This window comes from Nocardia sp. NPDC004340 (genome assembly GCF_053602575.1).
The window spans coordinates 637,253-653,583 of the sequence record NZ_JBSGDW010000002.1; the positions used below are offsets into that span (position 1 = coordinate 637,253).

The window sequence follows — 16,331 nt, forward strand, 5'->3', positions numbered from 1 at the left end:
CTAGCTGGGGATGACGCGGATTTCGTCGCCCGCGTCGCCCGCCGGGTCGGCCTCGGTGGTGAACCAGTGGGTCACCTCGCCGTCCTCCAGGTCGGCGGGGATGTCGCCGGTGGGGAGGACGGAGAGCGCGCCCGCGGTCGAGGACGACAGGAACTCGTCGATGGCCGCGGTGCCGGTGGAGGCGGTGGTGTACGTGGTCGACTCGTAGTCGATCTCGTGGTCGCCGCGCAGGGTGGCCGCGCGGTCGAGGGCCTCGGACTGGGTGAGGGTGGCCCAGTTGTCGGCGTTGCGGTAGATGAAGGCCGGGTCGGTTTCGGACAGCGGGCGGACTCGGTCGCTGTAGGAGACCGGGTGCGCCGGGCGGGCGGTCAGGTCGGCCTGGACCTTGGGGTCCGAGGGGACCAGCCAGCGGACCGAGCTGGCGGCGGGTTCCAGGGCGATGCCGAAACCGGCTCCGGCGGCGAGGATGTCGCCGAAGGAGAGGGTGTCGGCGAACAGTGCCGCGGCACCGGCCTTCTGGATGGCCCAGACCGCCACGACCGCGTCGACCGAGTGCGGGAGGGCGACGGCGACGATGTCGCCGGGGCCCGCGCCGCGTTCGATGAGCAGACGCGCCAACTGGGAGCTGCGGCGGTCCAGGACGTGGTACGCGATCTCCTCGCCACCGGACAGCAGGGCGGGCGCCTGCGGGTCCTCCTCGACGACCTCGGCCAGCACGTTGGCCACGGTCGCCGTGCCCACCCGCGCCGCGTCGGCCGCGGAATCGGCCGGGGTGACGGCGCTTTCGGCGAGGATGCGGGCACGTTCGCCGGCATCGAGGATGTCGATGTCGCCGACCAAGCCGTCGGCATCGCCGACCAGCGCGTCCAGGATCCGGTTGAAGCGCGCGGCGAGGATGACGACCTCGTCGGCGGTGAACCGGCTGCCCAGGTAGCGCATGGAGATGTCGATGGTCTCGCCCGCCATGATGACCAGGCTCATCGGGTAGTGGGTGTTGTCGTTGATACCGACACCACTGACCGACATGCCGTCGATGGAGCTGGCGGCCGCGATCGCGTCCTTGTCCACCGGGTAGGACTCGAACGCCATCATGGTGTCGAATTCCGCTCCGGCGCCGGCCAATTGCAGGATCTCGGTGAGCCCGATGTGGTGGTGCTCGAGCAGGTCGGCCTGATCGCTCTGGACGCGCTGCAGCAGCCCGCCGATGGTCAGGCGGTCATCGACCCGGATGCGCACCGGCACCGTGTTGATGAACAGACCCACCATGGCTTCCACGCCCGGCAGGTCGCCGGGGCGGCCGGAGACGGTGGCGCCGAACACCACGTCGCTGCGCCCGGTGAGGCGGCCGATCAGCACCGCCCAGGAGGTCTGGATCAGCGTGTTCAGCGTGACGTTGAGTTCCCCGGCGCGCTTGGTGAGCGCGCGGGTGCGTTCGGCGTCGATGTCGACGGTGTAGCGGCCGATCTCGTAGTTCTCGTCGCGGGTCGCGGCCGGCGCGAGCTGGGTGGGCTCGCTGACCCCGGCCAGGGCGCGCTTCCACGCCTCGATCGACTCGTCCCGGTTCCGTCCGGCCAGCCAGGCCAGGTAGTTGCGGAACGACGGCACCCGCGGCAGCACCGACGCATCGCCGCGCACCGCGTACAGCACCAGCAGGTCCTGCATGAGCAGCGGCATGGACCAGCCGTCCACCAGGATGTGGTGGGTGGTGATGACCAGGTGCACCAGGTCGCCGCTGATCCGGAACACGTTGAACCGCATGAGCGGAGCCGCGGACAGATCGAAGTGATCGGCGCGATCGGCCTCGATCATCTCCCGCATGCGCGGATTGCGTTCGGCCTCGGGCAGATCCGTCAGGTCGATGACCTGGAACGGCGCTTCCACGCGATCCAGCACGACCTGGTGGGCCTGGCCGTCGGCGTCGGTGACGAACGCGGTCCGCAGGCTCGGGTACCGGTCGAGGATGGCCTGCGCGGCCACCTTCAAACGGTCCACGTCCACCACACCGCTCAGGTCGAGCACGGTCTGAATGGTGTAGACGTCCACCGTGTTCTGGGTGAGCAGCGCGTGGAACAGCAGACCGGACTGCAGCGGCGAGAGCGGCCACACGTCGCCCAGGGCCGGGTAGTTCCGTTCCCAGACTTCGATGTCGGACTGCGCGACCCGGACCAGCGGCAGGTCGGACGGCGTGAGACCGCCCGCCTCCGGCCGATTCGCGTGTTCGGCCAGCGCGGTCAGCGCCGCCACGAACAGGTCGGCGAACTCCTGCACCCGCTCGCGCTCCAGGAGGCCGCGCGGGTAGGAGAAGGCCGCGCCCAGCTGCGGGCCGTCCTCGCCGTCGGTGACGATGGCGTTGATGTCGAGGGTGGCGTTGGCGGGCATGTCGGCGTCCATGTCGCCGTCGAGGCGACCCAGGTCGTCGACCGGCACCCAGCCGATCTCGGCCATGCCCTCGGGCGCTTCGCCCGCGGACATGCGGCCCAGGTAGTTGAAGCTGATCTGGCCGACGTCCCGCAGCTGCGGGGCGGTGTCGGGGTTGAGGTGCCGCAGCAGACCCCAGCCCAGACCCTTGTCGGGCATGGCGAGCAGCTGTTCCTTGACCGATTTCACGATGTCGCCCAGGGCGTTTCCGCCCGCGAACGCCTCGTCGAGGTTGGCGCCGTTCAGGTCCAGGCGGACCGGGAAGGCCGCGGTGAACCAGCCGACCGTGCGCGAGAGATCCGCGCCCGGAACGATCTCCTCTTCACGACCGTGGCCCTCGAGCTTGATCAGCGCCGAGCCGCCGGTGGTCTCCCCGCGCCAGCGCGCGACCGCCATGGCCAGCGCCGAGAGCAGGCCGTCGTTCACGCCGCCGCGGTACAGGCCGGGGACGGCGGTGAGCACGGCGTCGGTGACCTCGGCCGGAACGCTGACCTCGATCCGTTCGACGGTGTCGAAGGTGTCGACGGTCGGGTCGAAGGCCCGCGAACCCAGCTGCGGGTCCGGTGTCTCGGTGACCCGCTGCCAGAACGGCAGTTCCGCGACCCGCGCCTCGCTGCGCGATTCCTCGACCAGGGCGTGCGCCCAGCGGCGCAGCGAGGTGCCGGTCTCGGGCAGCGCGATCGGCTGCTCGAAGGCCACCTGCGACCAGGCCAGACCCAGGTCCGGGATCAGGATGCGCCAGGAGACGCCGTCCACCACCATGTGGTGCGCGACGATGAGCAGCACGTCGCGGCGGACGCGAGCCTCGTCGGAACCCTCGGGGGCGAAGGCGAACCAGACGAACTGCACCATGGCGGCGTTCGCCGGATCCAGTCGGCCCAGGGCGGCGTCGAATTCGACGCTGCCGACGCGGGTCAGCTCCTCGTCGGAGATGTCCGCGGCCAGCTCGACCCGATGCACGAGCGCGTCGACGTCGACGGCGCCCTTCGGCAGCGCCTCGAATTCGAAGCCGTCCGAGGCGTTTCCGTTCAGGCGCGAGCGCAGCACGTCGTGGTGGTCGAACAGGGCCGAGATGGCCCCGACGAGCACCGGCCGGGTGATGCCGTCCGGCAGGCGCAGCGGCATGGTCTGCGAGAACCGGTCGTAGGACGAACCGCTCGACAGGATGGCGTGCATGATCGGCGTCAGCGGGATGTCGCCGACTCCGCCGCCGGGCAGTTCGGCCAGCTTCTCCTGCGCGGTGTCGTCGCCCAGCGTGGCCACCTCGGCCAGTCCGGCGACGGTCCGCTGCTCGAACACATCGCGCGGTGAGAACTTGATGCCGCGCGCCTTGGCCCGCGAGACCAGCTGGATGGACAGGATCGAGTCACCGCCGAGGGCGAAGAACGAATCGTCGGCACCCACCTGCTCCACACCGAGCACGTCGGCGAAGACCTCGGCGAGCGTGGCCTCGAGTTCGGTGACCGGAGCGCGGAAGTCGCGCGCGGTGAACACCGGCTCGGGCAGCGCCCGGCGATCCAGCTTGCCGACCGGGGTCAGCGGGATGGCGTCCAGAATCGTGATCGCGGTCGGCACCATGTATTCCGGCAGGCGGCCCGAGACGTGCTCGGTCAGCGCCGGAATGTCGATGCTGCGGCCGGCGACCGGGAGCACGTAGGCCGCCAGGATGGTGGCCCCCGCCTCGGTCTTGTGACCCACGGTGACCGCGAAGTCGACCGTCTCGTGCGAGGCCAGCGCCGCGTCGATCTCACCGAGCTCGATGCGGAAACCACGCACCTTCACCTGGAAGTCGTTGCGGCCCACGTATTCGACCAGGCCGTCCGGGGTCCAGCGGACCACGTCGCCGGAGCGGTACATGCGCTCGCCCGCCACGAACGGGTTGGCGACGAACCGCTCGGCGCTCAGGCCCGGGCGGTCGTGGTAGCCACGCGAGAGCTGGATACCCGACAGGTACAGCTCACCCGCGACGCCCACCGGCACCGGCCGCAGCCGCGAGTCCAGGATCAGGGCCTGCATGCCGCGGATCGGACCACCGATGGTGACCAGTTCGCCCGGCGTCAGCGCGTCGCTGATGTTGGTCATGATCGTGGTCTCGGTGGGGCCGTAACCGTTGTGGAATGCACGAATCGTGCGGTTCTCCAACGGAATCGCCCACTTCTCCACCAGATCGGCCGGAACGGCTTCACCACCGGCGACCAGGACGCGCAGCGAGTCCAGACCCTTCGGATCCAGGGTGGCGAGCGCGGCCGGGGTGATGAACGCGTGCGTGGCCCGCTCGCGCTTGATCACCTCGGCGAGCTCCTCGCCGCCGTAGACGCCCGGCGGGACCACCACGAGGGTGCCGCCCGCGCCGATGGCGAGCAGGTACTCCAGCACCGACGCGTCGAACGACGGCGACGCGAAGTGCAGTGCGCGCGAACCGGAGTCGAGGTGGTAGCGCACGATCTGCTCGGTGGCGAAGTTGGCCAGACCGGCGTGCGTCACCACGACGCCCTTGGGCATGCCCGTGGTGCCGGAGGTGTAGATCACGTACGCGACGTGCTCGGGCCGGACCACGCCCCACCGCTCGGCGTCGGTGACGGGTTCGGCCGAATGCGAGGCGATCTCGGCGTGCACCATCGGATCGTCGAGCGAGATCCAGCCCGCCAGGCTGGCGACCGGCGGCAGCCCCTCGAGTTCGGCGTCGATGGTCAGACCCAGCACCGCGCCGGAGTCGTTCACCATGTGCGCGATGCGGTCCGCCGGGTAGGACGGGTCGACCGGCACGAACGCCGCGCCCGACTTGGCGACGGCCCAGATGGCCAGCACCGATTCGAAGGAGCGCCGGATGGCCACGGCGACACGGGTTTCCGGTCCGGCGCCGCGCTCGATGAGCACCCGCGCCAGACGCGAGGAGGCCGCGTCGAGTTCGGCGTAGCCCAGGGCCTGGCCGTCGAAGGCGACGGCCTCGCCGACCGGGTTGTTGGCGACGGCGTCGGCCAGCAGCTCGGGCAGCGTGCGCGGCGCGATGGCCGGTCCGCCGGTGCGGGTGATCAGATCCGCGCGCTCGTCGGCGGCCAGGATCTCCAGATCGCCGACGGCCTGGCGCGGCGCGGAGACGATCTCGGTGAGCAGCCGGACGAACCGCGCCGCGAAGCCCTCGACGGTCTCCTGGTCGAACAGGTCACGGGCGTAACCGAATTCGGCGTACATGCCCGCGTCCGCGTCGGCCGGGGCCTCGGTCAGGGTGAGCATGAGGTCGAACTTGGCGATCTCGTTCTCGAAGTCGACCGCGGCGGCCTTCAGGCCGGGCAGCTCGAAGGAGCCGCCGGGCAGGTTCTCGAACGACAGCGCCACCTGGAACAGCGGGTGCCGCGCGGTGGAGCGTTCCGGGTTGAGCAGCTCGACGAGCCGCTCGAACGGAATGTCGGCGTGCGCGAACGCCGCCAGGTCGCTGTCCTTGTTGGCGGCGAGCAGCTCGGTGAAGCCGGTCTGTCCGTTCACCTCGGTGCGCAGCACCAGGGTGTTGACGAACATGCCGATCAGATCGTCCAGCTCGGCTTCGCCACGGCCCGCGATGGGCGCGCCGATGGCGATGTCGGTGGTGCCGGACAGGCGCGCCAGGAACACCGCGAGGGCGGTGTGCACGACCATGAACATGGTCGCGTTGTTGGTGCGCGCGATCTGCTGCAGGCCGCGGTGCAGGTCGTTGGAGATCGGGAACAGCACCCGGCCGCCGCGGAAGGTCTGCGCGGTGGGGCGCGGGCGATCCGAGGGCAGGTTCAGCTCGTCGGGCAGGTCGGCCAGCGCGGTGCGCCAGAACTCGGCCTGCGCGGAGACCAGGCTGGTCGCGTCGTCCTCGGAGCCGAGCACCTCGCGCTGCCAGATCGAGAAGTCCGCGTACTGCACCGGCAGCGGGGCCCAGCCGGGCTGCACGCCGGCGGCGCGGGCGGCGTAGGCCACCATGACGTCGCGGGTGAGCGGGCCCATGGACCAGCCGTCGGCAGCGATGTGGTGGGTGACGAAGACGAGCACGTGCTCGACGACGGCGGTGCCGTCGATCGACTCAGCGGGCGCGTCCTCGACGCGGAACAGCTTGGCGTGCAACGGAACTTCGGTGGTCACGTCGAAGCCGGTGGTGACGAGAGCGGCGATCCGCTCGGTCACCGATTCGGCCGTGACGGTGACCGGACGCAGATCCGGCATCGCCTGCGCGGCGGTCACGATCACCTGTGCGGCAGCGCCGTCGACCTGCGGGTAGATGGTGCGCAGCGTCTCGTGGCGGCCGATCACGTCGGACACGGCCTCGCGCAGCGCGTCCACATCCAGCGCGCCGGTGAGGCGCACGGCGACGGGCACGTTGTACGCGGCCGACGCGGTGTCGAACTGGTTGAGGAACCACATGCGCTGCTGCGCCAGCGACAGCGGCACGGTCTCCGGACGCGGTCCGGCGGTGAGCGCCTTGCGATCTCCCGCTCCGGCGTGCTGCTCGACCTTGGCGGCCAGCCCGGCGACGGTCGACGCCTCGAACACGGCGCGCACCGGCACCCGCGCGTCCAGGGCCGCGCCGATGCGCGCGGCGACCTGGGTGGCGAGCAGCGAGTTGCCGCCGAGGGCGAAGAAGTCGTCGTCCGCGCCGACCCGCTCGATACCGAGCACCTCGGCGATGACGCCCGCCACGATCTCCTCGATCGGGGTGGACGGCGCGCGGAAGGCGGTGGTCTCGAACTCGGGCTCCGGCAACGCCTTCCGGTCCAGCTTGCCGTTCACATTGAGCGGCAGGGCGTCGAGCACCACGAAGGCCGACGGCACCATGTACGACGGCAGACCCGCCGACAGCGCCGACTTCACCAGCGGCACATCCACACCCGAGCCGGACGGCACCAGGTAGGCGACCAGGCGGTCACCGGTCTTGGCGTCCTGCTTGGCCAGCACCGCGGTCTGCGCGATCTCGGGCAGCGCCAGCAGCGCGGCCTCGATCTCGCCGAGCTCGATACGGAAGCCGCGGATCTTCACCTGGAAGTCGGTGCGGCCCCGGTACTCCAGCTCGCCGTTGTCCGACCAGGCGACGAGGTCACCGGTGCGGTACATGCGCTCGCCGACGGCGAACGGGTTGGCCACGAAGCGATCCGCGGTCAGGTCCGGTCGCGCGAAGTAGCCGCGGGCCAGCTGGGTGCCGGCGAGATAGAGCTCACCGGACACGCCGTCGGGCACCGGGTTCAGGCGCGCGTCGAGCACGTAGACCCGCGAGTTCCATTCCGGCGCACCGATCGACACCGAGCCCTTGTCGGCGTCGGTGACCTGGTGGCTGGTGATGGACACCGCGGCCTCGGTCGGGCCGTACAGGTTGAACAGTCGACTTTGCCGGTTCAAGGCGCGGAAGCGCTGGGCCACCGCGGCGGGCAGCGCCTCACCGATGGCCAGCACCCGGCGCAGCGCGGCGTTCATGGTGCCGTCGCCCGCGGTGAGCAGCGCGTCGAGCATGGACGGCACCACGTGCAGGGTGGTGACCCGCTCGCGCGCCATCAGCTCGTTCAGGTACGCCGGATCGCGGTGGCCGTCGGCGGCGGCGATCACCAGGCGGCCACCGGTGACGGCGGCCGACCAGAACTCCCAGACCGAGAGGTCGAAGGTGGCGGCGGTCTTGAGCAGCACCGCGTCGTCCGGGCCGAGCCCGAATTCCGCACCCTTCCACTGCAACTGGTTGGCGATGGCCGCGTGCGGCAGCGCCACGCCCTTCGGGCGGCCGGTCGAACCGGACGTGAAGATGACGTAGGCGGTGTGGTCCGGACGCAGCGGGGCGACCCGGTCGGCGTCGGTGATCGGGCCGAGCTTCGCGGCGGGCGCGAGCTCATCCATTCGCACCAGCGGCGCGACGCCGGTCGAGAACTCCGCGGACGCGTTGGTCAGCACGCACACCGGCGCGGCGGTCTCCAGGATGTACCCGGTCCGCTCGGCGGGCTGGTCGGGGTCGACCGGCACGTACGCGCCACCGGCGACCGAGACCGCGTACATGGCCACCACCAGGTCGACCGAGCGCCGCAGCGCCAGCGCGACCCGCGCCTCCGGGCCGACACCGATCGAGATCAGGTGGCGGGCCAGGCCGTTGACCCGCGCGCCGAGTTCGGCGTAGGTGAGCGTCTCGCCGTCGGGGCCGATGAGGGCGATGGCGGTCGGCTTGGCGGCCACCGTCGCGGTCAGCATCGACGCCAGCGTGGCGGTCGAATCCACCTGGTGCGCGGTGTCATTGCGCCGGTCCAGGATCTCGGCCCGCTCGGGGGCGGCCAGGATCTCGATCTCGCCGACCACGATCCGCGGCGCGGCCACGATCTCGCGCAGCAGGGCCACGAAGCGATCGGCGAAGCCGACCACGGTCTCCCGGTCGAAGATGTCCGTCGCGTAGGTCAGGATGCCGGTGATGCCGTCGGCCGCGCCGTCGTCGCCGTACAGGTCGGAGACGATCAGGTGCAGGTCGAACTGCGACAGCTCGGTGTCCACGTCCAGGCCGGACACGCTCAGGCCCGGGAGTTCCAGGGTGGAGCGGGTCAGGTTCTGGAAGGACAGACCCACCTGGAACAGCGGGTGCCGCGCGGTCGAACGGGCCGGGTTGAGCACCTCGACGAGGCGCTCGAACGGCACGTCCGCATTGGCATAGGCCTGGATGTCGGTCTCGCGCTGACGCGCCAGCAGGGCGTCGAACGGTTCGCCGCCGTCGACCTCGGTGCGGAACACCAGGGTGTTGACGAACATGCCGATCAGGTCGTCGAGGACGGCCTCGCCACGACCGGCCATCGGCGTGCCGATGGCGATGTCGCTGGAGCCCGACAGCCGCGCGAGCAGCACGGCGAGCGCGGTGTGCACGACCATGAACAGCGTCGCGCCCTCGGCGCGGGCCAGATCGACCAGCCCCGAGTGCAATTCGGCGTCGATGCGGATGTCGATCTTGCCACCGGCGAAGGACTGCACCGCCGGACGCGGCCGGTCGGCCGGGAGGTCCAGCTGGTCGGGCAGCCCGGCCAGCGCCTGCTGCCAGTAGGCGACCTGCTTGGCGGCCAGCGAGTCCGCGTCGTTCTCGTCACCGAGCAGTTCGCGCTGCCAGATGGAGTAGTCCGCGTACTGCACCGCGAGCGGGCTCCAGCCCGGCTCCTGCTCGAGCGAGCGCGCCGCGTAGGCGGTCATCAGGTCGCGGGTCAGCGGCGCCACCGAGGAGCCGTCACCCGAGATGTGGTGGATGACCAGTGCCAGCACGTATTCCGCCGGAGCCGCGGCGTCCGGGTTCACGATCCGGAACTGACCGGTGGGGGCGATGTCGGCGAAGTCGAAGGTGTAGGCCGCCGCGTGCGCCGCGGCTTCCGACTCGACCGGAGCCGGGGCCGGGGCCTCGCCCTCGATCTTGAACAGCGCCACCTTGATCGGCACCTCGACGGTGACGTCGAAGCTGGTGGAGGTCAGCTCGACCACCGCGCCGACGACCTCGTCGGCGGTCACGGTGCGCACCTCGAGCTCGGGCACGGCCTGTGCCGGCGGCAGGATGACCTGCACCGGGCCCTGCTCGGTTTGCGGGTAGATGGTGCGCAGGATCTCGTGGCGGGCAACCACATCCGCGATGGCCGACCGCAGCGCGTCCTCGTCGAGCGCGCCGGACAGGCGCACCGCGACCGGCACGTTGTAGGCCGCCGAGGCGGTGTCGAAGCGGTTGAGGAACCACATGCGCTGCTGGGCCAGCGACAGCGGGATGTTCTCCGGTCGCGGCGCCGCGATCAGCGCCTTGCGGCCGCCGGCCCCGGCGTCGTGCTCCACCCGGGCCGCGAGCGCGACCACGGTGGACGCCTCGAACAGCAGTCGCACCGGCACCCGGGTGTTGAGCGCCTCGCCGAGGCGCGCGGCGACCTGGGTGGCCAGCAGCGAGTTGCCGCCCCACTGGAAGAAGTCGTCGTCCAGGCCGATACGGCCGGATTCGACGCGCAGCACCTCCGCGAACACGCCCGCCACGATCTGCTCGATCGGGCTGACGGGGGCGCGGAAGACCGCCTTCTCGAAGGTGGGCTCCGGCAGTTCCTTGCGGTCCAGCTTGCCGTTGGCGTTGAGCGGCAACGCGTTCAGCGGCATGAAGACCGACGGGATCATGTACGACGGCAGTTCGGCGGCCAGCGCCGACTGCAGCGCCTGCTTGTCCGGATCGCCGTCGGCGCCGACCACGTAGGCCACCAGGCGGTCGCCCAGCACCGGGTCGGTGTGCGCGACCACGGCGGCGGAGGCGATGGAATCCAGGCGCAGCAGCGCGGATTCGATATCGCCGAGCTCGATGCGGAAGCCGCGGATCTTCACCTGGAAGTCGGTGCGGCCCCGGTACTCGAGCTCGCCGTTCGCCTGCCAGGCCACCAGGTCACCGGTGCGGTACATGCGGGAACCGTTCTCGGCGAACGGGTTCGCGACGAAGCGGTCCGAGGTGAGGTCGGGGCGGCCGAAGTAGCCGCGCGCCAGCTGCGCGCCGGCCAGGTACAGCTCGCCGGAGACGCCCACCGGCACCGGCCGCAGACGCGAATCCAGCACGAACACCTGGGAGTTCCATTCGGGCGAGCCGATGGACACCGACAGCTCGTCGCGCTCGGTGACCCGGTGGTTGGTGATGGACACCGCGGCCTCGGTCGGGCCGTACAGGTTGAACAGCTCGGTGCGCGGACGCTCCCGCAGCACGCGCTGCGCCAGCGGTCCGGGCAGCGCCTCACCGATGGCCAGGATGCGCCACAGCGAGTCCGGCAGCCCGTCGGTGAGCAGCGCGTCCAGCATGGACGGCACCACGTGCAGGGTGGTGACCCATTCGCGGGCCATGAGCTCGTTCAGGTACGCCGGATCCTTGTGCCCGTCGGGCGCGGCGATGACCAGGCGGCCACCGCAGGCCGCGGCGGACCAGAACTCCCAGACCGAGAGGTCGAAGGTGGCGGCGGTCTTGAGCAGCACCGCGTCGGCCGGGTCTAGGCCGAATTCGGTGACCTTCCAGAGCAACTGGTTCACGACCGCGCCGTGCGGCAGCGCCACACCCTTGGGGCGGCCGGTGGAGCCGGAGGTGAAGATGACGTACGCGGTGTTCGCGGCGGTCAGCATCCGCACCCGGTCGGCGTCGGCGACCGGCTTCGCCGAGTGGACGCTCAGGTCCAGCTCATCGATGCGCAGTACCTCGGCCAGTTCGGTCTCGAAACCGACGGCGGCCGTGGTGAGTACCGCCTTGGGCGCGGCCGTCTCCAGGATGTAGCCGACGCGCTCGGCGGGCTGATCCGGATCGATCGGCACGTAGGCGGCGCCGGCCTTGGCGACCGCGTACATGGCGACCACCAGGTCGGTGGACCGACGGATGGCCAGTGCCACCCGGTCTTCGGTGCCGATGCCGCGCGCGATGAGCTCCCGCGCCAGCTGGTTCACCCGCGCGTCGAGTTCGGCGTAGGTGAGGTTCTCCACGTCGTCGGCGGTGTCGGCGACGATGGCCACGGCCTTCGGGTCCTCGGCCACCGAGCGATCCAGCAACGAGACCAGGGTGGCTTCCGAGCCGCCCTCGAACACCGTGTTCACGTCCTGCGCGGTGTTGTTCCAGCGCTGCAGGATTCGGGTGTTCTCGTCGTCGTCGAGCAGGTCGATGTCGCCGACCGGGACGGCGGTGTCGGCCAGGATGGCATCCAGCACCCGCACGAACCGGTCGGCGAAGGCGCGCACGGTCGACTCGTCGAACAGGTCGGTGGCGTAACCGAATTCGGTGAGGATCTCGGCGGGGGTGCCGTCCTCGGTGTAGCGATCGTAGAGGGTGACGTGCAGGTCGGTCTTGGCCAGCTGCGAGTCGAATTCGACCGCGGCCACGTGCAGGCCCGGCAGTTCGAAGGCGGTCTCGGCCAGGTTCTGGAACGAGAGGCCCACCTGGAACAGCGGGTTGCGCGCGGTGGAACGGACCGGGTTGAGCACCTCGACGAGGCGCTCGAACGGCACGTCGGCGTTGGCGAAGGCCTCCAGGTCGCGTTCGCGGACCTCGGAGAGCAGGTCGGCGAAGCTCGCGTTGCCGTCGACCTGGGTGCGGAACACCAGGGTGTTCACGAACATGCCGATCAGGTCGTCGAGTTCGCGTTCACCACGGCCCGCGATCGGGGTGCCGACCGCGATGTCGTCGGTGCCCGACAGGCGGGCGAGCAGCACCGCGAGGGCGGCGTGCACGACCATGAACAGCGAGGCGTTGTTGGCGCGGGCCAGTTCGTGCAGCTTGGCGTGGCGTTCGGCGTCGATGTCGAAGCGCAGCGCCTTGCCGTGGAACGACTGCGCCGGCGGACGCGGCCGGTCGGTGGGCAGCTCCAGCTGGTCCGGCAGCCCGGCCAGCGCGCGGGTCCAGTACGAGACCTGCTTGGCGGCCAGCGATTCGGCGTCGTCCTCGCGGCCGAGCACCTCGCGCTGCCACAGCGCGTAGTCGGCGTACTGCACCGGCAGCGGAGCCCACTGCGGGACGTCGCCGTTCGCCCGGGCCACGTAGGCGGCCATGATGTCGCGCGCCATCGGGCCCATGGAGGAGCCGTCGGCGGAGACGTGGTGGACGGTGAACGCCAGCACATGCTGGGTGGTCTCACTGTCGGTGATCCGGAACATCTTGACCGCCAGCGGAACCTCGACGGTGACGTCGAAGGTGGTCATGGCGAATTCGATGATCTTGCCGAGCAGTTCGGCCTCGGTCACCGGCTCCGGCACCAGTGTCAGATCGGTCTGCGCGGCGGCCAGGATCACCTGGTGCGGGCCCTCGGCCGACCGCGGGTACACGGTCCGCAGCACCTCGTGGCGGGCGATCACATCGCCGATGGCCTGCTTCATGGCGTACAGGTCGAGCGCGCCGGTGAAGCGGACCGCCAGCGGAATGTTGTCGACCGCCGAGGTGGTGGTGTCGAACTGGTTGAGGAACCAGTAGCGCTGCTGCGCGGGCGACAGCGGCATGTGCGCGGGCCGCTCACCGGCGACCAGGCTCGGGCGACGGCCCGAACCGGCATTGCGCTCCACCCGCGCGGCCAGCGCCGCGACGGTGGACGCCTCGAACAGATCGCGCACGGCCAGCTGGGTGTCCAGGGCCGCGCCGAGGCGGGCGGTGACCTGGGTGGCGATCAGCGAGTTGCCGCCGAGTTCGAAGAAGTCGTCGTCGACGCCGACCCGTCCGACGCCCAGGACGTCGGAGAAGGTGCCCGCCACGATCTCCTCGATCGGGGTGGACGGCGCGCGGAAGACCTTGGCCTCGAACACCGGCGCGGGCAGGGCCTTGCGGTCCAGCTTGCCGGAGGCGTTGAGCGGGAAGGCGTCCAGCACCACGAAGGCGGCCGGGACCATGTAGCCGGGCAGGCCGTCCTGCAGTTCGGCGCGCACGGCGTCGAGGTCGACGGTGTGGCCGGCGGTGGGGATGACGTAGCCGACCAGCTGCTCGCCGAGGCGGTCGTCGGCGCGGACGACCACCACGGACTGGGCGATGGAGTCGATGGCGGTGAGCGCGGCCTCGATCTCGCCGAGCTCGATGCGCAGACCGCGCAGCTTCACCTGGAAGTCGGTGCGGCCCAGGTACTCCAGCTCGCCGCGGCCGGTCCACTTCACGAGGTCGCCGGTGCGGTACATGCGCTCGCCGTTATGGAACGGGTCCGCGACGAAGCGGTCGGCGGTCAGCTCCGGGCGGGCGACGTAGCCGCGCGCCAGCTGGACGCCCGCGAGGTACAGCTCACCCGCGACACCCGGGGCGACCGGGTGCAGACGCGAATCCAGCACGTACACACGGGTGTTGAAGACCGGCGCGCCGATCGGCACGGACAGCGTGTCGGCGTCGTCCACCTCGTGGTAGGTGACGTCGACGGCCGCTTCGGTCGGGCCGTACAGGTTGTGCAGACGCGCGCCGGTCAGTTCGCGCAGCTTCTGCGCGGTCGGCGCGGGCAGCGCCTCACCGGAGGCGAACACCTGGTGCAGCGAAATGCGGTCGGAGGCCTTCTCGGTATCCATTTCCCGGTCGGCCAGGGTGGCCACGAACACCGACATCATCGACGGCACGAAGTGCGCGGTGGTGACACCGGTGGCGATGATCAGGTCGGCCAGGTAGCCGGGATCGCGGTGGCCGTCGGGCTTGGCGATGACCAGCGAGGCGCCGATCTGCAAGGGCCAGAAGAACTCCCACACCGACACGTCGAAGGTGGCGGGCGTCTTCTGCAGCACCACGTCGTCGTCGAACAGGCCGTACTCGGTCTGCATCCAGACCAGGCGGTTGACGATGGCGGTGTGGCTCACGGCCACACCCTTCGGACGACCGGTCGAACCCGACGTGAAGATCACGTACGCGACGTCGTCGCCACGCAGCGGGGCGATGCGGTCGGCGTCGGTGATCGGGGCGTCGGAGTAGCCGGTCAGGTCCAGCTCGTCGATCAGCAGTGTGCGCGTGGTGGTTTCGAACCCGTCACGCGCGGTGCTGAGCACGCACACCGGCTGCGCGGTGTCCAGCACGTACTGGTTGCGCTCGGCCGGGTGGTCCGGGTCCAGCGGCACGTAGGCGCCACCGGCGAGGGTGACGGCGTACATGCCGACCAGCAGCTCGAAGGAGCGCCGCATGCCCAGGGCCACATAGGAATCCGGTCCGACGCCCTCGGCGACGAGGTGGCGGGCCAGCTGGTGGGCACGGCCGGCGAACTCGCCGTAGGTCAGACTCGTCCCCTCGAACACCAGGGCGGTGAGGTTCGGGGTCCGCTTGGCCTGGTCCTCGAACATCGACGCGAGGGTGACCTCGGCGGCGAGCTTCTTGCCGCCCAGGGCGACGCGCTTGACGTCGTACTCGGTGGCGTTCCAGGACCGCAGCACCTGGCGGCGCTCGGCGGCGTCGAGCAGCTCGATGTCACCGACCAGCGCGGTCGGCTCGGCGACCACGGCGGACAGCAGGCGCACCAGGCGATCACCGAATCCGGCGATGGTGCTCGCGTCGAACATGTCTGTGGCGTAGGCGAATTCGGCGGTCATGCCGTCGCCGTCGGCGCGCTCGAAGCGCGGGGAGGCGGAGCGCATGTTGAGGTGCAGGTCGAACTTGGCGGTGACCACGTCCAGCGGCACGCCCGCGACTTCCAGTCCGGGCAGGGCGAAGGTCGCCTCGCCGGTGTTCTGGAACGACAGCATGACCTGGAACAGCGGGTGCCGGGCCTGCGAGCGGGCCGGGTTGAGGATCTCCACCAGGCGCTCGAACGGCAGGTCGGCGTGGCCGAAGGCGGCCAGGTCGCTGTCCTTGGTGCGGGCCAGCAGCTCGGTGAACTTCTCCCCCGAGTCGACGCCGGTGCGCAGCACCAGGGTGTTGACGAACATGCCGATGGCGTCGTCGAGCACCTGCTCGCCACGGCCGGCGACCGCGGTGCCGATGGCGATGTCGTCGCCGCCGGACAGTCGCGCCAGCAGGGCCGCGAAGGCCGCGTGCACGACCATGAACAGCGAGGCGCCGTGCTGGCGGGCCAGGGCCTCGAGTCCGGCCAGCAGCTCCGCGTCGATGGCGAACTCGTGCACGCCACCGGCATTGGAGGCCACGGCCGGGCGCGGCCGGTCGGAGGGCAGGTCGATCTGGTCGGGCAGGCCCGCCAGGTCGTTGCTCCAGTAGGCCACCTGCTGCGAGATCAGCGAATCGGCGTCGTCCTCGGAGCCGAGGGTCTCGCGCTGCCAGAGCGCGAAGTCGGCGTACTGGACGGGCAGCGGAGCCCACTGCGGCGCTTCGCCATGGGCGCGCGCGGCGTAGGCGAGCATGACGTCGCGGGCCAGCGGGCGCACCGACCAGCCGTCACCGGAGATGTGGTGGACCACGAAAACCAGGACGTGCGTGGGCACGACGGCGGTGCCGTCAATGGACACCATGGCATCCGAGACCCGGAACAGCCCGGCGCGCACCGGCGCGGCGGCGGTGACGTCGAAGCCGG

Annotated in this window: 1 protein-coding gene (cut by a window edge); it reads right to left on the reverse strand. The window is 70.7% G+C overall.

What is annotated here, in order from left to right; genetic code table 11:
• Window positions 1–16,331, reverse strand: partial view of a non-ribosomal peptide synthase/polyketide synthase gene (locus ACWEOI_RS10560; protein WP_452359464.1) — the final stretch only. 27,781 nt of this gene lie beyond the right edge of the window; the window shows 16,331 of its 44,112 coding nt (coding positions 27,782–44,112); the start codon falls outside the window, past its right edge; the stop codon is at window positions 1–3.